At 59.0% G+C, this 20,584-nt stretch carries 16 protein-coding genes; 3 read left to right on the forward strand and 13 right to left on the reverse strand.

Annotated features, from left to right (window positions below):
- Nucleotides 1–101: 101 nt before the first annotated feature.
- Nucleotides 102–2,579 (reverse strand): transglycosylase domain-containing protein, encoded by a 2,478-nt coding sequence (locus C4N22_RS02065; protein WP_112147817.1) that lies wholly within the window; start codon nt 2,577–2,579, stop codon nt 102–104.
- 350 nt (nt 2,580–2,929) lie between these two features.
- On the opposite strand from C4N22_RS02065, the gene C4N22_RS02070 reads away from it, so the two are divergent.
- Nucleotides 2,930–3,304 (forward strand): hypothetical protein, encoded by a 375-nt coding sequence (locus C4N22_RS02070; RefSeq protein WP_112147818.1) that lies wholly within the window; start codon nt 2,930–2,932, stop codon nt 3,302–3,304.
- 49 nt (nt 3,305–3,353) lie between these two features.
- Here the strand turns inward: C4N22_RS02070 and C4N22_RS02075 are convergent, their stop codons facing one another.
- The 3 genes from C4N22_RS02075 to C4N22_RS02080 form a co-directional block, all read right to left on the reverse strand.
- Nucleotides 3,354–5,132: a Na/Pi cotransporter family protein gene (locus tag C4N22_RS02075; protein ID WP_112147819.1), complete on the reverse strand. Its 1,779-nt coding sequence runs from the start codon at nt 5,130–5,132 to the stop codon at nt 3,354–3,356.
- A 272-nt stretch (nt 5,133–5,404) separates the two neighbouring features.
- A complete protein-coding gene (locus tag C4N22_RS13125; RefSeq protein WP_022256796.1) occupies nt 5,405–5,536 on the reverse strand; it encodes a hypothetical protein in 132 nt (43 codons plus the stop codon).
- A 136-nt stretch (nt 5,537–5,672) separates the two neighbouring features.
- Complete coding sequence (locus C4N22_RS02080; RefSeq protein WP_112147820.1) at nt 5,673–6,131, reverse strand: CBS domain-containing protein; 459 nt, start codon at nt 6,129–6,131, stop codon at nt 5,673–5,675.
- A 395-nt stretch (nt 6,132–6,526) separates the two neighbouring features.
- On the opposite strand from C4N22_RS02080, the gene C4N22_RS02085 reads away from it, so the two are divergent.
- Nucleotides 6,527–6,877, forward strand: coding sequence for an Asp23/Gls24 family envelope stress response protein (locus C4N22_RS02085; RefSeq protein ID WP_022256798.1), 351 nt, complete (start codon nt 6,527–6,529; stop codon nt 6,875–6,877).
- Between the two features lie 54 nt (nt 6,878–6,931).
- Nucleotides 6,932–8,626, forward strand: coding sequence for a DAK2 domain-containing protein (locus tag C4N22_RS02090; protein ID WP_112114699.1), 1,695 nt, complete (start codon nt 6,932–6,934; stop codon nt 8,624–8,626).
- A gap of 62 nt (nt 8,627–8,688) precedes the next feature.
- Here the strand turns inward: C4N22_RS02090 and C4N22_RS02095 are convergent, their stop codons facing one another.
- The 9 genes from C4N22_RS02095 to C4N22_RS02135 form a co-directional block, all read right to left on the reverse strand.
- Entirely contained in the window at nt 8,689–12,942 is a 4,254-nt protein-coding gene (locus C4N22_RS02095) for a PolC-type DNA polymerase III (protein ID WP_112148012.1), read from the reverse strand.
- Between the two features lie 253 nt (nt 12,943–13,195).
- Nucleotides 13,196–14,242 carry a flavodoxin-dependent (E)-4-hydroxy-3-methylbut-2-enyl-diphosphate synthase gene (gene ispG, locus C4N22_RS02100; protein WP_022256801.1) on the reverse strand — a complete coding sequence of 349 codons (1,047 nt, stop codon included), beginning with the start codon at nt 14,240–14,242 and terminating at the stop codon, nt 13,196–13,198.
- Between the two features lie 16 nt (nt 14,243–14,258).
- On the reverse strand, nt 14,259–15,377 hold the full coding sequence (locus C4N22_RS02105) for a M50 family metallopeptidase (RefSeq protein ID WP_112147821.1): 1,119 nt from the start codon (nt 15,375–15,377) through the stop codon (nt 14,259–14,261).
- Nucleotides 15,378–15,389: 12 nt separating this feature from the next.
- Nucleotides 15,390–16,541 (reverse strand): 1-deoxy-D-xylulose-5-phosphate reductoisomerase, encoded by a 1,152-nt coding sequence (gene dxr / locus C4N22_RS02110; protein ID WP_112114697.1) that lies wholly within the window; start codon nt 16,539–16,541, stop codon nt 15,390–15,392.
- A 19-nt stretch (nt 16,542–16,560) separates the two neighbouring features.
- Nucleotides 16,561–17,421, reverse strand: a complete 861-nt coding sequence (locus C4N22_RS02115) for a phosphatidate cytidylyltransferase (RefSeq protein WP_112147822.1) — start codon at nt 17,419–17,421, stop codon at nt 16,561–16,563.
- A 44-nt stretch (nt 17,422–17,465) separates the two neighbouring features.
- Nucleotides 17,466–18,179 carry a polyprenyl diphosphate synthase gene (uppS, locus tag C4N22_RS02120; protein WP_112114695.1) on the reverse strand — a complete coding sequence of 238 codons (714 nt, stop codon included), beginning with the start codon at nt 18,177–18,179 and terminating at the stop codon, nt 17,466–17,468.
- Nucleotides 18,180–18,292: 113 nt separating this feature from the next.
- Nucleotides 18,293–18,847 (reverse strand): ribosome recycling factor, encoded by a 555-nt coding sequence (gene frr, locus C4N22_RS02125; RefSeq protein WP_112147823.1) that lies wholly within the window; start codon nt 18,845–18,847, stop codon nt 18,293–18,295.
- Between the two features lie 79 nt (nt 18,848–18,926).
- A complete protein-coding gene (gene pyrH / locus C4N22_RS02130) occupies nt 18,927–19,637 on the reverse strand; it encodes a UMP kinase (protein ID WP_022256806.1) in 711 nt (236 codons plus the stop codon).
- Between the two features lie 121 nt (nt 19,638–19,758).
- Nucleotides 19,759–20,454 carry a DNA alkylation repair protein gene (locus C4N22_RS02135; protein ID WP_112147824.1) on the reverse strand — a complete coding sequence of 232 codons (696 nt, stop codon included), beginning with the start codon at nt 20,452–20,454 and terminating at the stop codon, nt 19,759–19,761.
- Nucleotides 20,455–20,584: the final 130 nt, after the last annotated feature.

Below are 20,584 nucleotides of genomic sequence, written 5' to 3' on the forward strand. Positions count from 1 at the left end.
AAGAGGTCGGATGCTATTTTGTCAGATTATCCAGTTTTGCTGTCGGAAGCGCCGCTTTCCCGCACCGAATCACAAGGGCCCGGCCCGGAAAAGTATGATTTTTAATCCGTCTCCACGCCCGTTGCGGCGGGGTCCGGGATCTGGGTTGCCTGTGTGTCGGCCGCGGACGCCGCACCGCTGCTGTGGGAGTAGTTGCAGGTATCGGGCAGGTCGTCCGCACGGTAGTACCCGGTCGCGCGGCTGGGGCAGTTGGGCCCGGCCAGCAGGCCGCTCTGGGTGCAGTAAGCACGCTCCACAACGCCGTCCGAGGTCGGGAACGCCTTGTAGGGCAGGTCTGCCTGCACCTGCTCCATATAGGCTTTCCATGCCTTGACGCAGGTTTTGGTCTTGGCCTGATCCTTGGACAGGGTGTTGGTCATATCATAGGGTGCATCGTAGCCCCACCACACCGCGGTAACGTAGTACGGCGTGCCGCCCACGAACCAGAGGTCTCTTTCATCGCTGGCGGTACCGGTCTTACCAAAGGACTCCATGCCGCTGGAGTTGGGGTAGTTGCCGCGGGCCGTGCCCACATTGGAGTAGAGCACGTTTTTCAGCAGGCGATTCATCACATAGGCCGTCTGCGGGGTCAGGGCCTGATAGCTGGTGGCGTTGTTTTCCAGATAGATATTGCCGTCCCGGTCCAGCACACGGGTGTACAGGTGCGGGGTGGTATACTCGCCATCGTAGAAGATCTGGAACGCGGCTGCCAGTGCCATGGGCGTCACGCCGTGAGTCTGGCTGCCCATGACCATCTGGGCCAGACCCACATCGTTGGTCGGATCCAGCGTGTTCAGCTGCAGGGTATTGTAAACAAAGTTGAAGATATTGCTTGCGCCCACCAGGTCACCCACACGGATGGCGATGGTGTTCAGGGAGCGGGCCAGACCGTTCCACAGCGGGAGATCGGTGTTGTCGCCGTAGTTTCCGCCGTAGTTGCGGGGCCAGCTGCGCCATGCATTGGGGTAAGCGCGCAGCTGCTTGTCCGAAAGGCCCATCAGGCCGTTCTTGCGGCAATAGTCCTCATCCCGGATGATCATGTCCCGCTTCTGGTACAGGGGCGAGTTGTTGAGCATGGTGGACCAGTTGACCAGGCCATACTCGATGCCCAGAGAATAGGCACCGATGGGTTTGATGGTGGAGCCCGTCTGCCGGGTCACGCTGTAAGCACGGTTCAGGGAGAGGCTCTTGGTCTTTTGACCCAAACCGCCCACCATAGCCAGCACGTTGCCATCATAGTCCAGCGTGACCATAGCCGCCTGGGTGCGGACATTGCGGTAGTAGTAAACGGTACCGTCCTCGGCCGTGCGGGTCTTGGGGGTTCCGTCGGCATTGAACACCTGCACGTCGTCGTCCGAGATGCCGGTCACCTCTTCCTCATGCCAGCCAGCCGGGAAATACGCGTCGTCGGTGTTGAGCATCAGGTTTTCCATGGCCGTCTGCATCTTGGGGTTCACCGTGGCTTCAATGGTGTAGCCGCCGGTGTAGAGCATCTTCTGGGCCGTGGCCTCGTCCACGCCCTCCTTGGCGGCAATGTCGCTCACCACCTCATTGAAGAGGGCATCGGTGAAGTAAGAGGAAGCCATAGAGGCGTTCTTCTTGCTTGCGTCCTCTTCCGCCAGCACCAGCGGCTGGGCGGCGGCGTTGCGGTAATCCTCTTCCGAGATGACACCCTGCTGCCACATGTTGTAGAGCAGGAAGTTCCGGCGGTGGATCAGGTTTTCAGGGTTGGTATAGGGGTTGTAGTTGGTCGGGTTCTTGGTAATGGACGCAATGGAAGCGCACTCCCAGAGGGTGAGCTGGCTGACATCCTTATTAAAGTACTCGTTGGCTGCCGTCTGCACACCCTGAATGGTACCCGTGAAGCTGATGGTGTTGAGGTAAGCTTCCAAGATGGTCTCCTTGGAGTAGCTGCGGCTCAGGCAGAGGGCGCGGTAAATTTCGCGCAGCTTGCGCAGTGCACCCTCTATGCCGCTGGCGCTGTCATCGTCCGTCAGGTTCTTGATGAGCTGCTGCTCCAGCGTGGACGCGCCCTGCTTGGAGCTGTAGATGGGCAGGATATACTCGTTGACCATCGCGCCGATGGTGCGCTTGAAGTTGACGCCCGGCTCATTGTAGAAGTCTTTGTCCTCGGTACAGATGAACGCATACTGCAAATAGCTGGGGATCTGCTCCAGGTTGGCCCACACGCGGTGGCTGTTGGAAGAGCGCAGGGTGGCGTATTCCACCTGAGCACCGGTGTCCGGGTCGGTAGCCATTACCACACTGGACTGGCTCAGCTCAATGTTGTCCAGGTCCAGCAGGTTGCCGTCGTCGGCTGTAGCATTGACCACATAGTACACGGCCCCCACGGCCAGCAGGCTGCCGCCAATAATGCACAGGCAGACCACCGTGGCAATGAGCCGCCCCAGCACGCCCCAGAACGTGACACGCCGCTTTTCTTTCGGCTCTTTGGGTTCCTTGGGGGCACGGGGAGTTCTCTGCTCCTTGCGGCTGCGGCTCAGGTCCACTTTACGTCCCGCCTTGGGCCGCTCCTGCATGGCGTCCCCGCGGCGGATCTTTCTTGTTTCATTGTTTGAGATAAGGATCGCCTCCTGACTTCCTGCGGCCGCCTCGTGTTCCGGCGCCGCCAGACGGGCGGAGCCTCGGCTCCCCCGTTTCCTCCCATCATTCGTCCCGGGCCGTTCTGCCCCGGGCCATAATATTAGATTATAGTCCTCCGGCCTGCTCCACGCAAGGGCCAGATTTTCTCTCACAAGCGTAGTATAGCACATCTGGGCGCTGAAAGTACAGCATCCGGGTGTGAAAATTCTCCCCGCCTGTCTGAGCATTTCTGTTTTTGCACATACTATCGGCTGAAATCCTCTTTCCCGGAAAGGAGCGTCCTGCCATGCGCAAGCTCTGGCTCTGCCTGTTTTACGCGTTATGCGTTTTCACCATCGTGTTCAGCCTGTTCTGGATGGCCCTGCCCCGGCTCCCGCTGGGCCGTGCCGACTCCGCGGAGGAGACCCCTGTCCCCTCCCTGCCCAGCATCTCGGTGCAGGCCGTGCCGGAAACCGGCTCCACCACCTACTACCTCTGTGACGAGGGCGGGCGGGTCGTGGTCTGGCAGTGTGACGCCGACGGCACCCCTGTCCAGCGGGTGCTCCGCACCGGCATCTATGTCAACCTCCTGCCGGAGGGCGACGCCCTGCGCGTCAAGCAGGGGCTGCGCCTCCCCAGCGAGACCGAGCTGCGGCAGCTGCTGGAAGATCTGGGCGGGTAAAGCACAAAAACTCCCCCGGCCGGGGGAGTTTTTGCCTGCTTGATCAAAATTATGCCTCCATCTCTTCCAGCGGGACGAGATAGTTCTTGCGGCACTGCTCATAGTTGAGCATATAGTCCTTGCTGGGGTTGTGGTGCATCATGTTTTTGAGGGTGTGGGAATCGTAGTCCTCACCGGCCTCCATGCCCACCAGACGGGCCGCCACATTGGAGCAGTGGTCGGAGATACGCTCCGCATTGTTCAGCACATCCAAGAAGACAACGCCGGTATCAATGGAGCAGGCACCGTCTTTCAGGCGCTTGATGTGCTGGTCGCGCAGACGCTCCACCAGAATGTCAATGATCTCCTCCAGCGGCTCTACCTGGCGGGCCATACGGACATCCTCATTTTCAAAGGCATCCACGGTCAGGGTCAGGATGTTCTCCAGGGCCGCGTCCAGGATCCCCAGCTCATTCTTGGCGGTTTCACTGAACGAAGCCTCTTTTTCTTCCAGCTCCTGAGCTTTTTCCATGATGTTGACAGCATAGTCGCCAATGCGCTCGTACTCGGTGACAAAGTTCAGCAGCTCGGTCACTTCGTGGCTCTCGTCGTCGTTCAGCTCCTGATCGGTCATCTTGATGAGGTAGTTGGAGATTTCCACCTCCATCCGGTCAATGAGGTTTTCCCGCACGTTGATGGCGCTGACCGTGTCCGCGTCCATCTTGAGCAGCAGCGGGGTAGCCAGCGTTACATTGCGGGCCGCGCGGCGGGACATCTTGACCACCGCGTTCTTGGCCTGCTGCAGGGCCACAGCCGGGCTCTTGAACAGACGCTCGTCCAGCACCGGCATACTGAGCTCCTGCTCCTCTTCTTTGCTGTCCGGCACCGTGAGCATCGCCAGCTTGGAGAGCACACTGCTGCAGGGCAGGAAAAGCAGCATGGCCGCCACACTGGAAAGGGTGTGGATGTTTGCAATGGAGCTCTTGTTCATTACATCGCTCCACATGGGGATGCCAATGGTATACCGCACCAGATAGACAGCGGCCAGCAGAATGACACTGCCGATGATGTTAAAGTAAAGATGGATGAGGGCCGTGCGCTTGCCATCCTTGGAAGAGCCGCCAATGGTGAGCAGCGGGGTGAACGCCGTGCCAATGTGCGCGCCCAGAATGATGGGGATGGCCGAGCCAAAGGTGACAAGACCGGTGCTGGACAGCGCCTGCAAAATACCCACCGAGGCCGAGGAAGACTGGATGATCACCGTGACCACCACGCCCACCAGCACGCCCAGGATGGGGTTGGTCATGCTGACGAACAGCTCCTGGAACGCGGCGCTCTCCCGCAGGGGGGACACGCCGGTGTCCATCAGGCTCATGCCCGTAAACAGAATGCCGAAGCCCAGCATGATCTGACCGATGTTCTTTTTCTTGGCGTTGCGGATAAACACATAAAAAACGCAGCCAACAAACGCGACCACCGGCGCAAACGTCTTGGGCTGGATGAGGGTCAGCCACAGGCTGTCGCCTGAGATATCCGCCATGCGGATCAGCTGGCCGGTCACCGTAGTACCAATGTTTGCACCCATGATCACGCCTACCGACTGCGTCAGGGTCATAATTCCGGAGTTGACAAGGCCGACACAGATGACGACCGTGCCAGCCGAGGACTGGATCACGCCCGTGATCAAAGTGCCGAAAATAACCGCTTTGAGAGTAGAAGAGGTCAGCTTCTGCAGCACGCCCTGCATCTTGCCGCCGGCCAGTTTTTCCAGGCCGGCGCCCATGATGGACATTCCGTATAGAAACAGCGCAATACCGCCCAGCAGAGAGGTGATGTGTGTGATATCCATAGAATCAATGCTCCTACTATCGATCTTCGATCTTCTTTTGACAAAAAGGCATAGCACGGCATTGAAACAGACGAGACGTATTCCTCCCGCTCAAACGCCGTCCTTTTTATTATAGCATTGATTCCCCTCACACAACAAGGGATTTTTTACAACAAAAATAGATTTTTTACACATTTCTGCCGTTTCAGGCTGTTTCTTTGCGGTTCTTTTTCTGTTATTTTACATGCATTTTACAATTTGCCCTTTCAAACCGCGCACTGACAAATTCTGCATCAGGCCGCGCGGGCCTCTTCTTCCAGCTCTTCCATGGCTTCCCGCACCGTATCCGCGGAAAACAGGAACACCCCGCCCGCGGTATACACCTCGATGTGACTGCCAACATTTCGCATCTCAAACTCTTTCATCTCGTGTTCCCTCCTGTCGTATTTCTTAGGACAGGGAGAGTATCGCATAGTTTGAGTCCAATAAATTGGATTTTGAAGCATTTTTGCGCAAAAAGGCCCGGAAATTTTCATCTCCGGGCCTTTTCCTGCAAAAATTTTAATGCACTGCCGCCGCTTCCCGCTTGCGTTCCGGCTTTGACATGTGCTGCTGCTCAGCGCGGGCCTTATCATAGCAGTAACGAATGATGGCCTGCCGCCGGACGATGCCAATGAACATGCCCCGGTCGTCCACCACCGGCACAAAGTTCTGGTTCATGGCCGCCTCCACCAGCTGATCCATGCTGGTGGTCACGGTCACGGCCTTGTAGTCCCGCTTGTGAGGGAACGACGAGATGGGCACCTCCTCCGCTGCTTCCAGATCCAGCCCATGGAGCTTTTTCAGTCCCCACAGAATGTCTCCCTCCGTCAGGGTGCCCACATACTCGCCCCGGCGGTTGAGCACTGGGATGGAAGCATAGCGGTTGTTCTCCCATTTTTCAAGGGTCTGACGCAGGGTGAAATCGTCATAAACGTACATCAGGTCCTGCTTGGGGGAAAGGAAAAACAGAATATTCATCCAACAACTCTCCTATTTTGTTATTTCTGCCGTCTGGGCCGCCTGATTCCTGTCTAATACACCATTTTTGTGCGCAGCTGCCCCGCCGGCCGCAAATGCAGCCAGCGGCCATGCGTTTTCCTACTTTCAGTTTAGCACTTTTTCATAGGAATAGGAAGTCATACTATCAAGTTTTTATATTTTATTCACAATCGGTTTGCAATGTTTTACTAAAAAATCACGGAAAGCTATGCACAGCGCCCACTTTTGTGCTATACTAGAAAAGAGATGTCGGCCCGGAACGGGAGTCCACTGTCCCAGTATAGCGGTACCGGTGGTCGGAAACCACAGAAATCGCGTGGCCGGCAGAACACTTTTGGAACTGATTTTGAAATGAATAAAGGAGCAGAGCGACTATGATTACTTCCCGTTTCCCGCTGGGAGATGTCAGCTTCTCCGCCGAGTACTTCTCTACGCTGGTGGGCGAAGCAACCAAACATTGCTACGGTGTGGCCGCAATGGCCCCCCGTGACCTGACCGATACTGTCAAGAGCATGGTGCGGGGCGCTGATTTTTCGGAAAAGGGCGTCCGTGTCACGCAGGAAGAGGGCCGTCTCGTGATCGAGCTGCACATTGCCGTCAGCTATGGGCTGAACATCTCGACTGCCGCGCGGAGCATCTCGCACCGCGTCAAGGACGAAGTAGAGCAGGCTACCGGCCTCAAAGTGGCCCGCGTGGTCGTCTCGGTCGATGACGTCATCGCCTGATCCAAACGCCAAGCCCACCCGGGGGTACCGGGAGATTATAAGGAGTAGAAAACAATGATTTCTGGTAAGATTCTGCGCGACGCGATTATTTCCGGCGCAAACAACATCAACAATCAGCGTTCCCGCGTGGACGAGCTGAACGTCTTCCCTGTCCCGGACGGCGACACCGGCACCAACATGGGCATGACCATTGGCGCTTCCGTCCGTGAGCTGCAGGCTCTGGACGACAGCTGCACCGTAGCGGAAGCCTCCAAGACTGCTGCTTCCGCCATGCTGCGCGGCGCGCGCGGCAACTCCGGCGTGATCACCAGCCTGCTGTTCCGCGGCTTCTCCAAGGCTCTGGAGGGCAAGAAAGAGGCCGACGTGGCCGATATCGTTGCCGCCCTGAAAAAGGGCGTCGAGGGTGCCTACAAGGCCGTCATGAAGCCCACCGAGGGCACCATCCTCACCGTGGCCCGCGTCGCCAGCGAGGAGGCTGCCGCCTCCGATGCCGCCGACATCCCCGCCCTGTGGGACGTGGTACTGAGCGCCGGCCAGAAAGCGCTGGAGGACACCCCCAACCTGCTGCCTGTGCTGAAGAAAGCCGGCGTTGTGGATGCAGGCGGCCAGGGCATCATGATCATCTTTGAGGGCATGGGCAAGGTCTTCCACGGCGAGGCCATCGTTGAGGGCGGCGAGCCCGCTCCCAACAAGGCCAAGCTCTCTACCGAAAACGCCGGCAAGGGCGTCTTCACCGATGACCTGATGAAAGTGGAGGACATCAAGAACGGCTACTGCACCCAGTTCCTCATCAACAAGAACGAAGGCGTCAGCGCCGCCAAGATGCGTGCCTTTGCCGAGTCCAACGGCGACAGCGTCGTCTGCATCGAGGACGATGACGTCATCAACCTGCATGTTCATACGGCTGATCCCGGCAAGATCCTGAGCGAGGCCATCAAGTACGGCTACCTGACCAACTTCAAGATCGAGAACATGCACGAGCAGTTCCTGGCCCGTCAGCGCCAGGGCAAGAGCCTGGAAAAGCAGGCCTCTGCCGAGAAGAAGTCCGACCCCACCAGCCAGTTCATCTATGCCGCGGTGGATCCCAGCCGTGACTATGGCTTTGTGGCCGTTGCCGCCGGTGAGGGCCTGAAAGCCGTCTTCACGGATCTGGCAGCCGACGCTGTCGTTTCCGGCGGCCAGACCATGAACCCCGCCACCGAGGATATCCTGGCTGCCATCCAGAGCGTGCCTGCCAAGACCGTTTTCGTCCTGCCCAACAACAAGAACATCATTATGGCTGCCGAGCAGGCCCAGAAGCTGGCTGACCGTCAGGTCGTGGTCCTGCCCACCCGCACCGTGCCCATGGGCATCACCGCTCTGCTCAACTTTGACCCCTCTGCCAACACCGAGACCAACACCATCAATATGATGGCTGCTGCCGACAAGGTTTCCACCGGCCTCATCACCTACGCCGCCCGCGACAGCGAGTACGACGGCAAGCGGATCAAGAAAGGCGAGATCATGGCTCTGGAGAACGGCAAGATCGTCTCCACTTCCAACGACCTCGCCAAGGCCACCTATCGTCTGGCACGCGGCATGTGCAAGAAAGATTCCAGCTTCGTCACCATCATCTCCGGCTGCGACGTCTCCGACGAGGAAGCCGAGAAAGTGACCGAGCTGGTCAAGGCCAAGTGCCCCAACCATGTGGAAGTCAGCCACATCCGCGGCGGCCAGCCTGTCTATTATTATATGATCAGCGTGGAGTAATCCTCCGTTGCATTGCAAAATCCCCGGTACAGAATTTCCTGTACCGGGGATTTTTGTTGCATTTAGAAGAAACTCACCTGACTGCTCTCCGGCAGGTCCCCCAGAGCGCCGACCTGGCGCAGGCGGTCCAGGATGGCACTAGACACACCGGAAGCCTGCTGCAGCTCTTCCATGGAGAGGTACTCCTCCCCGTGGATGGTGGAACGCTCCAGCGCGTCGGCTGCCGCGCCGCCCAGGCCTTTCAGCGACGAAAACGGCAGACGGACCTTGCCGTCCTCCACGATGTAGCGGGAGCCCCGGCTCTTGCCCAGCTCAATGGGCAAAAACTCGTAGCCGCGCACCAGCATCTCGTTGACCAGCTGCAGGCTGACCAGCACGTCTTCGTCCTTGGCGTTCTTCTCCTCTTTCAGGCGGCGCTTCACCTCGTTCATGTGGGCGCGGGCCACGGCCGCGCCGCCCACGGCGGCCTCGTAGTCGATATCATCCCCACGGACGGTGAAATAGACCGCATAGAACGCCTGCGGGTGGTAGATTTTGAACCACATCAGCCGGATGGCCGACATCAGGTAGGCCACCGCGTGGGCCTTGGGGAACATATACTTGATCTTGCGGCAGCTCTCAATATACCAGTCCGGCACATCGTGCTCCCGCATGGCTTCTTCCCAGCCATCTTTAAAGCCGCCCTTGGCCACCTTGCCCTTACGGACAGCCTCCATGATGTCGAACGCCATCTTGGGCTCCAGCCCCTTGCGGAGCAGGTAGAGCATGATGCTGTCACGGCAGCCAATGACCTCTGCAATGGTGCAGGTGCCGTTCCGGATCAGCTCATCGGCGTTGCCCGTCCAGACGTCGGTGCCGTGAGACAGGCCCGAGATCTGGATCAGCTCGGAGAAGTTCTTGGGCCGCGCCTCCACCAGCATTCCGCGGACAAAGTTGGTGCCCATCTCCGGGATGCCGAACGTACCGGTCTGGCTGTCGATCTGCTCCGGCGTCACGCCCAGCGCCTCCGGGCTGGTCAGCAGGCTGTAGACCTTGGGGTCGTTCATGGGGATGGAGTCCACCGGGATGCCCGTATATTCCTCAAAATATTTGTAGAACGTGGGCATATCGTGGCCCAGCTCGTCCAGCTTGAGCAGCGTGTCGTGCAGATACTTGAATTCAAAGTGGGTGGTCAGCAGGCCGCCCGCCACGTCGTCTGCCGGGTGCTGGATGGGACAGAAATCGTAAATTTCGTAGGTGTCCGGCACAACGACCATGCCGCCGGGGTGCTGGCCCGTGGTGCGCTTGACGCCCGTGCAGCCCAGCGTGAGGCGGTTTTCCTCGGCGTGGTTCACGGTCTTTCCCCGCTCTTCCAGATACTTGCGGACATAGCCGTAAGCGGTTTTATCCTGGATACCGGAAACGGTGCCCGCCTTGAACACGTTGGCCTTGCCGAACAGCTCTTCCGTGTAGCGGTGGACATTGGACTGGTATTCGCCCGAGAAGTTCAGGTCGATATCGGGCTCTTTGTCGCCGTAGAAACCCAGGAACGTCTCAAACGGGATATCATGGCCGTCCACCAGCATCCGGGTACCGCAGTGGGGGCAGTTCTTGTCCGGCAGGTCAAAGCCGTCGTCCACGCTGCCGTCGGTGATGAACTCACTGTGCTTGCACTTGGGGCAGCGGTAGTGGGGCGGAAGGCTGTTGACCTCCGAAATGCCGGAGAAGTGGGCCACGGCCGAGGAGCCGACGGAACCACGGCTGCCCACCTGATAGCCGCCTGCGTTGGAGTAGGCCACCAACTTGACCGCGATGACGTACAGCACCGCGTAGCCGTGGCCGCAGATGGAGTCCAGCTCCTTTTGGAGCCGCTTTTCCACGATCTCCGGCAGCGGGTCACCGTAATCCTCCTTGGCCCGCTTCCAGGTGGCGTCGCGCAGCTGCTGCTCCGCGCCCTCGATGCTGGGCGGATAGGTGCCCCGCGGGATGGCCCGGACGGTATTGTCGATGCTGGCCGCCACCTTGCGGGGGTTGGTGACCACGATCTCGTAAGCTTTCTCTTTGGGCAGATAGTAGAACTGCTTGAGCATGTCCTCCGTGGTGCGGTAGAACAGCGGCGGCTGGTTGTCAGCGTCTTTAAAGCCGTTGCCCGCTTGCAGCACCGAGCGGTAAATGGCATCCTCCGGCTCGGTAAAGTGGACGTCACCCGTGGCGATGACCGGCTTGTGGAGGTCTTCGCCCAACTGGATGACGGTGCGGTTGAAGTCCTTGATGACTTCTTCGCTCTCCACCTTGCCCTCCCGAACCATATAGGCATTGTTGCCCAGAGGCTGCACTTCCAGGATGTCGTAGTAGGACGCGATCTTCTTCAGTTCCTCGTAGGAGCGGCCCTCCACAATGGCGCGGTAGAGCTCGCCTGCCTCGCAGGCCGAGGTCAAAATCAGGCCGTCACGGTACTTGTTCAGCAGGCTGCGGGGCACACGGGGCTTTTTGAAGAAGTAGTTGACGTGGGCCTCGCTGACGATCTTATACAGATTTTTCAGGCCCATCTGGTTGCGCACCAGAATGATGAGGTGGTAGTATTTTTTCTTCAGCACCTCACGGTTTCCGCCCAGGCCCGTGTTGATCTCGCTGGCCTTGGCCACCTGCTTTTCTTCCAGATCTTTGAGCATCACACAGAAGATGCGGCCCAGGGCCCCGGCATCCTCGCAGGCACGGTGCGCCTCGTAGGCAGGCAGCTCCAGATGCTTGTTGATGGTGCCCTGCTTGTAGTTGTGCAGGCCCGGGTACATGGCCTGTGCCATGGTCAAAGTGTCGATATAGGTCGGTTCAAACTCGATGCCGCTCCGCTTGGCCGCTGCCCGCAAAAAGCGGATATCAAAGGAATGGGCGTTGTGGGCCACCAGAATGCGACCATCTGCGAACTCCAAAAAGGCTTTCAGCGCCTCGGCCTCGCTGGGGGCGTTGTCCACCATCTCGTTGGTGATGCCCGTCAGCTCGGTGATCTTGGGGGTGATGGGCTTGCCGGGCTTGACAAAGGTGTCAAACTCCTCCACCACTTCCCCGTTCCGGACGATGACGCCGCCGATCTCGGTCAGGTACTCCACACCGGGGTCCAGGCCCGTCGTCTCGGTATCAAAGACGCAGAACTCCCCGGTCAGCGGCTCATCTTTCACACCGTAGACACAGGGGATCATATCGTCCACAAAGTAGGCCTCACAGCCGTAGATGAGCTTGAAGTCAGGGTCTTTCTTGTGGATGTCATCAGCGGCCAGCATGGCCTCCGGGTAGCCCTGACAGACACCGTGGTCGGTAATCGCAATGGCCGGGTGTCCCATCCGGTGAGCCAGCCGGACGATGCCGCCCGGGTCACAGAACGCGTCCATACTGGACAGCTTGGTATGCAGGTGGAGCTCCACCCGCTTGACCGGGGCGGTGTCCTCCCGCTTTTTCCGCTCCACAAACAGCACATCGTAGGGATACACGATGTAGTCGTGCTCGTATTTGTCGTAAGTGCAGTCGCCCTTGACGATGACCGTCGTCCCTTTGGGGATGCTCTCCCATTTGGAGCAGTCCTCCCCCTCCTGTGCACGGACTTTCAGATTGATGGAGCCCGTGTAGTCCGTGATGGAAACGGTGTAGATTTTGCGGAAATTGCCCTTGACCTCGGTAAAGAAGACATCGCCCCAGATCATGCACTTGCCGCCCTCGCCGCCCAGATCTTTGAGGGGGGTGAGGTTCTTTGGGGGGAACATCTTGCCGTGGAAAATGGTCACGGGCTTGTCCGTCAGGTCCAGGCCCTCCACCTTGATGGAGGGAGCCGTGTTCTTCTTCTCAAATTTGACCACCGGCGGCGCGATCTTGCGCTCCAGCTTTTCTTCCATCTGGCGCTGTTCCGCCTCATCCACCGCGCTCTGCAGGGTCACTTTGGGCTTGACCCCCGTATGGGTGGCTACCCGCTGGGCCAGCAGGTCCTCAAACCCCATCTCCTGCAAAAACTTGGTGCCGTGGCAGACACCGATGCGGATCTTCTGGCCCGTAATGCTGATCTTGCACCGGTCCAGAAAGCCGTTGATGGGCACGCCGTCCCGCTTCATCTCCTCCATCAGCTCCCGCAGGGCAGCTTCGTCCATGGACGCGTAACCGAAGAGGTTCTCAATTTTCAGTTCAAAGCCCTCATAGCCCGGCTGCAGCGAGGCCAGCAGCCGCGCGCACAGGCCTTTGTCCAGCGGGGCGGCGCTGCGCAGGGTAAAGATCACCTGCCTTTCCTGCCGCAGCATCCGGGCGCGTTCCACAATGACCTGCCCAAAGCAGGATGCAAACGCCGGGTCTACCATAAACTGCGGCCAGAGCTGGGAAACGAGTGGTGTCACAGTGATACTCCTTTTGGTTGGTGTTTACAGCACAAACTGCCGCGCCCGTTTTCGGGGCGTGGCAGTAAGGCCAACAATGCATTTTAGTTGCGTGAACGGGAGTTTCTCCGAGGACCGTCCGCCGGGGTGGGACCCTGCTGCCGCAGGCAGTAGGGCGGGCGATGGAATGGCCCGCCTCGTGTCCGAGGAGAAAGCTCCCTGAGCGCTTTACGCACTCTTACAACTTATAGATCTCATCCATGAACTGATCGAGGATGTTGTCACCCGTCAGCTTCTTGATGGGCTGGCCGTGGATGAACAGCACCGCCTCGCCCTTGCCGCCGGCAATGCCGATGTCGGCCTCGCGGGCCTCACCGGGGCCGTTGACGACACAGCCCATAACGGCCACCTTGATGGATTTCTTATAGCCCTGCAGACGCTTTTCCACCTCGTTGGCGATCTCGGTGCAGGGGTACTGGGTGCGGCCGCAGGTGGGGCAGGTGATGACCTCCGGGCCCGCCACCGGGAAGCCGACGGCACGCAGGATGTTGTAGCCTGCTTCCACCTCTTTTTCCGGCTCGGCAGCCAGCGAGACACGGATGGTATCGCCGATGCCCTCCAGCAGCATTCCGCCAATGCCCATGCCGCTCTTGAGCAGGCCCATCTGGTAGGTGCCAGCCTCGGTGACGCCCACATGCAGCGGGTAGTCCGTCACGGCACTCAGCTGGCGGTATGCCTCCATCATGCGGGGCACGTTGGAGTTCTTGATGGAGATGACGATGTTGTTGAAATCAAACTTTTCCAGTAGACGGACGTGATACAGGGCGCTCTCCACCATGGCCTCCGGCACGGGAGCGCCGTACTTGGCCAGGATGTGCTTTTCCAAGCTGCCGCCGTTGACGCCGATGCGGATGGGGATATTCTTCTGCTGGCAGGCCTGCACGACGGCTTTCACGCGGTCATCGTCGCCGATGTTGCCCGGGTTGATGCGAATTTTATCCACGCCCACGTCCGCACAGGCCAGTGCAGCCTTGTAATCAAAATGGATGTCCGCCACGATGGGGATGTTGACGGCATTTTTGACCGCCTCGATGCACTTGGCATCGGCGGCACTGGGGCAGGTCACCCGCAGGATCTGGCAGCCTGCTGCCTCACAGCGCTTGGCCTGGGCCACGTTGCCCTCAATATCCTCCACCGGAACATTCAGCATGGTCTGCACGGCGATGGGGTTTTTGCCGCCGATGGTCACATTGCCGATCTTCACTTCTCGTTTCAGCTGCCGCATGGTTTACTTCCTTTCGTCAAATCGCCCCGGTAATGAGCCGGAGAATATCGTTGTACGTTGCAAAAATCATCAGACCGAACAACAGCGCAAAAGCCGCCACGGTCAGGCTGCCCTGGATCTTTTCCGGCACGGCATAGCCCGTGATCCCCTCGATCAGGAGGAAAACGATCTTGCCGCCATCCAGCGCCGGGAACGGCAGCAGATTGAGGATGCCCACATTGATGGTAATGAGCGCCAGCAGTTCCAGCAGATCCTGCCAGCCATAGCTGGCCGCCTGCCCGATGGCTGTTACGATGCCCACCGGGCCGGAAAGATCGTTGATGCTCTCCCGCCCGCGCACAAGGTCCGCCAGCGAGGTGTAAATGATCCGCCCGTAATAGAGCACGCTGTTGCCCGCCTCTTTCAGGACATTGAGGGGCGTTTTCTGGATGCCGTAGACCGTAAAGCCGAGGCTCATATGGGTCTCGCCGGAGTCATCCACCCAGGTATCAAACTGGACATCCGGCAGTTCCACAGTCTTGCCATCCCGCAGGACGGTAAAATCCGCGCGGTACTGCTCGGTGCGCACCAGTTCATAGATCATATCGTTGGCCACAAAGCACCGCCGTCCGTTGACGGCCAGCACCTTGTCCCCTGCTTCCAGACCTGTCTGGCCGCAGAGCGCCCCCTCGTTGATTTTATAAATGACCCGGCTGGTGATGGGCTCGTTCCGGGCGGAGATCAGCAGCACCAGCACCACAAAGCCCAGCACAAAGTTCATGAACGCGCCGGCCGCCATCACCAGCATCCGCTGCCAGACGGCCGCCTCGTTCAGGGGCTTGCCAAACCTCTCCGGCTGCCGCGCAGCCATCTCCCCTGTCAGGGGAGGCTCTGGCGTGTCGCGGAGGGTCTCCGCCTGCTGGCTTTCGGGGCTTTCCTCGCCCTCCAGCGCCACATAGCCGCCCACCGGGAGCAGCCGCAGGCTGTACTGGGTGCCATGGTAAATGTTATGCCACAGCGCCGGGCCCATGCCAATGGAAAACTCGTTGACCCGCACGCCGCAGAGCTTTGCCACCGCAAAGTGGCCAAACTCGTGAATGGCGATCACCGCGCCAAAGACAAAGAGGGCTGCCAGAAACGTGATAATAAAAGACATAGCTTCTCCGGTTTACAGGTGTGCCCGCACGAACGCGCGAGCCATCTTGTCGCACTCATACACATCAGCGAGGGTATAGTCGCCGCCAAAGCTGTCGCTGTCCACCACAGCCTCCACCAGACGGCCAATGTCCAGGAAGCCGATCTTGTCTTCGAGGAAGAGCTTGACGGCCTCCTCGTTGGCACCGTTGGCGGCGCAGGGGCCGAGGCCGCCTTTCTTGATGGCCTTTTTGCAGGCCGCCAGGCAGCGGAACGTCTCTTCGTCAGCCACATCAAAGGTCAGCAGTTTGAGGGTGGTGAAATCCAGCTCCGGCACCACGCCCGGCACACGGGCCGGGTAGGTCAGGGCATACTGGATGGGAATGCGCATATCGGGCACGCCCAGCTGTGCAATGATGGAGTTGTCGCTGTACTGCACGGCCGAGTGGACGATGCTCTGGCGCTGGACCACGATCTGGATTTTTTCCGGGGGCAGGCCGAACAGCCAGACGGCCTCGATGAGCTCCAGACCCTTGTTCATCAGGGTAGCGGAGTCAATGGTGATCTTGGCGCCCATGTTCCAGTTGGGGTGCTTGAGGGCATCGGCCTTGGTCTTGCCCCGCAGCTCCTCGGTCTTCATCCCGAAGAACGGGCCGCCGGAAGCCGTGAGCAGAATCTTGGTCAGACTCTTGGCGCTCTCTTTATCCTGCAGGCACTGGAAGATGGCAGAGTGCTCACTGTCCACGGGCAGCAGCTTGACGCCGTGCTTTGCCACCGCCTGAGTGACCAGATGGCCGCCCGTGACAAGGCTCTCTTTGTTGGCCAGCGCCAGATCGTGGCCGCTCTCAATGGCGGTCAGGCTGGCACCCAGACCCGCGATCCCCACCACGCTGTTCAGCACCACATCGGTGCCGTCCATGGCGGCCAGCTCTTTCAGGCCCTCGGGGCCCACCAGCAGCTTGGGCGCGTTGGCACGTCCGGAGAGGGCCGCGTCCAGTTTGGCGGCAGCCTCAGGGTTGGTCATGCAGACGTACTTGGGGTGAAATTCCTCCACCTGTTCGAGAATTTTATCCACGTGGCTGTGGGCCGAGAGGCCAAACACCTCATAGCCCTGTGCACGGATGACATCCAGACTCTGGGTGCCGATGGAACCGGTGGAGCCCAGAAGCGTAATTTTTTTCGACATAAAAAGCTTCCTCCTATGGTTACTGATAGAAGACCGCCGTGATCACCATGGTGACGAACGGTGCAATGAACATCACACTGTCAAAGCGGTCCAGGATGCCGCCATGGCCCGGGAAAATGGTGCCGTAATCCTTGATGCCGCACTGGCGCTTGACCACGCTGGCAAACAGGTCGCCATAAATGCCCAGCACCGCCGCCACACAGGCCAGCAGCGCAATGACAACGTACATCGAAACACCGATGTTGGAGCGGGTAAAGGCCTCCATCCGGTCCGCCGCGATGGAATAAATGAGGGTCGCCGCCACGCCGAACACCATCGTGCCCAGCACGCCGCCAATGGCACCCTCCACGGTCTTTTTAGGGCTGACCACCGGGCAGAGCTTGTGCTTGCCGAACGCGCGGCCTGCAAAGTAGGCGCAGGTATCGCCGCCCCAGGCAAAGCAGAGGATGAGCAGGATGAAGAAGACGGCGTCATAGCCGTACTCCTCCACAGGCAGCAGCTCCTTGAGCCGGATGAACGAGTAGAAGCAGAAGATCACAATGCCCGAAAACATCGCAAGGCCGCTGGCTTTCTGGTAGCTGATGGTCCCGTTGCGCACCACCAGATAGATGGCATAGAACAGCACCACCAGGAACGAGGCGGGCATGACCAGACGGCGGTAGAGCTCATAACTCGACAGCATGACCAGGAATGTGTATGGCACCAGAACCCCAAAGAGCGGCCAGCCCTGCTTCTCAAAACCGAGAGCCGCGTAAATTTCATGGAGGGCAATGAGGGTGATGGCCGTGATGACCAGATTAAAGATCAGGGTGTCAAACGTGAACAGAACGCCAATGAGGACGACGATGCCCACAACGGCTGTGATGATTCTTGTTTTCATAGGGTTTTGTTTCTCCTTTGGAAATCTGCCGGGGCGGCTTTTGTTCAGATGCCGCCGAACCGACGGGAGCGCTTGTTGAATTCCGTGATGGCGGCGTCCAGGTCGTCGCGGGTGAAATCAGGCCAGAGAACATCCATCTCTACCAGCTCGGAATAGGCAGCCTGCCAGAGCATGAAGTTGGACAGCCGCTTCTCGCCCGAGGGACGGAGGATGAAATCCGGGTCTTTCTGGCCGGTGGTATACATGGCGTCCGACATCATCTCCTCGGTGATGTCCTCCGGCTGAAGTTCCCCGGCCTTGACTTTCTCGGCCAGCTGCCGGGCCGCCCGCACGATCTCCGGGCGGCCGCCGTAGTTGACGGCAATGTTCAGGGTCATGCCCGTCTTGTGAGCGGAGTCTTCCTCCAGCTCGTTCATCAGCTTCTGGAGCTTGGGATCCAGCGCGGCGCGGTCGCCCAGGAACTTGATGCGGATGTTGCGGTCCTTATAATTGAAGCCCTTGAGCAGGTACTCGCCAAACAGCTTCATGATGGCGCTGACTTCTTCCAGCGGGCGCTTCCAGTTTTCCGTCGAGAACGCGTAGAAATACACCGACGAAACCCCCAGCTCCTCGCAGTAGTTGGCGATGTCCTGGAAGACGGCGGCGCCCTTTTTGTGCCCGGCCGTGCGGGGCAGGCCCCGCTGCTTGGCCCAGCGGCCGTTGCCGTCCATAATGATGCCGATAGACAGGCCCTCGGCAAATTCTTTGGGATGGTTCATGAAAGATCCTCCTGCGTTTGTGGAGAGGGTCTCCCCTCCCCGGGTCTGGAAAAAAGTGCCGCGCACCTGTTCCAAGCGCACGGCACCTCCTGTTTTTCGTTTACCGCGGCCGATCAGACGGACATGATCTCTTTCTGCTTTTCTTCAACAGCGGCGTCAATGTTCTTGATATACTTGTCCGTCAGCTTCTGGACATCCTCTTCCATCGTCTTCTGGGTGTCCTCGGTCAGCTCACCGGTCTTCTTCATCACCTTGGCCTTGTCCATGGCCTCGCGGCGGACATTGCGGACAGCCACCTTGGCCTCCTCGCCCAGCTTGGAGACTTCCTTAGCCAGCTGCTTGCGGCGCTCCTCGTTGGGAGCCGGGAAGTTCAGGCGGATGGTCTGGCCGTCGTCAATGGGGGTGATGCCCACATCGCTGGCCATGATGGCCTTGCTGATGGCGCGCAGCAGGCTGCGATCCCAGGGAGTAATGGTCAGGGTGCGGGCCTCGCTGACGGCCACGGATGCCACCTGCTGGATGGGAGTGGGCGCACCATAGTAATCCACGCTGACCTTATCCAGCACAGCGGGGTTTGCGCGGCCTGCACGCACAGCGGCCAGCTCACGGTTCAGATGCTCCACAGAGCTCTTCATTTTCTCTTCAAATGCCTTGGTGTTGCTGCTCATTGTCCTAGTCTCCTGTTTCTTATCATTAACCAGCCAAAGCGCGGCTGGTTCATTCTATGATGGCGTTCGGGATATTATCTCAGCCCTCGTAGACCAGCGTCCCCACATTCTCGCCCTGCACGGCGCGGGCAATGTTGTCCGGGTCGGCCAGGTCAAACACGAGGATGGGGAGCTTGTTGTCCCGGCAGAGAGTGGCAGCCGTGCCGTCCATAACGGCCAACCGGTCTTCCAGCACCTTGGTAAAGGTCAGGGTATCGTACTTCTTGGCGTCGGGGTACTTGTGGGGATCCTTATCGTAGACGCCATCCACCATGGTGGCCTTGAACATGATGTCCGCCGAGACCTCAACGGCACGCAGAGCCGTGGTGGTATCGGTGGAGAAGAACGGGTTGCCCGTGCCGCCGCCGAAAATGGCGATCTTGCCCTCCTCCATGGCGCGCAGAGCATCCTTGCGGGTAAAAGCCGGAGCCACCTGCGGCATGGTGATGGAGGTAAATACCTCGGTCTGCACACCCAGCTGCTCCAGCTTGTCGGAGACGGCCAGCGCGTTCATCACCGTTGCCAGCATCCCGATCTTATCGGCCAGGGTGCGCTCCATCTTGCCGCTGGAACGGCCGCGCCAGAAGTTGCCGCCGCCAACCACAATGCCGATCTGCACGCCCAGCTCATGGGCTTTCTTCACGCCGCCGCAGATGGCGTCCATGGTGGGCTCATCAAAGCCCGTTCCTTTTTCGCCGCCCAGTGCTTCGCCGCTGATCTTAAGAAGGATACGCTGATATTTCAATGCCATAATCCAAACACCGCCTGTTCTATCTTCCGTCGGGGCATACCCCGGCATTTTTACTATAGTTTATTTTACAATAAAACCTGCATAAAGTAAACAGGAAATCTGCGCGGGAATCCGGAAGCTTTTATGAACGGCTGCGCAGACCGCGCAGCAGCTGCTTCATTCCGGGCGGAATGCGGCGGCTTTCCACCGCTTTCTGGATGGCTTTGTTGTGGGTCCACAGATCCAGCCGCTTTTCTGTGAGCCACGGCAGCGCGGCATCCGGCTGTTTTGCCAGTGCCGTGGCAAAATACCATGCCCGCATCATATTGATATAGTATTCCGTGCTGCGCACATCGGCCACCCATTCCAGATATTCCGGCCGGAATGCATCATCCAGATAATAGCGCATCAGCATCTCCATGCCATAGCGCACGGTGTATACATCACCCGAATCCAGCCAGCGGCGAATGGGCACCAGCAGCTCCTTCTTGTGCTTCGCAAACACTTTGGGGCAGAAGCAGTCGCAGGTGGCCCAGTTGTTGATGTAGGGCAGGAACGCTTCCGTTTCAGCCAGCGCCCTGTCGTAGTCCCGGATGAGCTCGATCAGGAACGCGTGGAGGTTGTTCTCTTCGTAGTATCCATGCGGCAGGGCCTGTAAAAACACCTCTGCCTGCGCTGTGCCCGCGAGCTGTTTTGCCAGCCTGCGCAGAGCCGGAACGCGCACGCCAATCACCGTTTCCGGCGGCACGGTGGGCATCAACGCACTGTGAAAGGTGCGGTATGTTTCATCCTGCAAGGCAAACAGCTGCGCACGAATGATCTCTGCTTCCGGCTCCATCCTCTCTACCTCCGTTCTTTTCTATTGTAGCAGAGCCGTATGGAAAAGCAAGGCCGTTCCGGAATTCTTTTCCGGTGCTTTAAGGAACACACAAAAATTGGGCTGGACATTTGCGCCGGAACATGCTATA

Source organism: Faecalibacterium prausnitzii (genome assembly GCF_003287495.1).
GTDB classification, from domain to species: domain Bacteria; phylum Bacillota; class Clostridia; order Oscillospirales; family Ruminococcaceae; genus Faecalibacterium; species Faecalibacterium prausnitzii_I.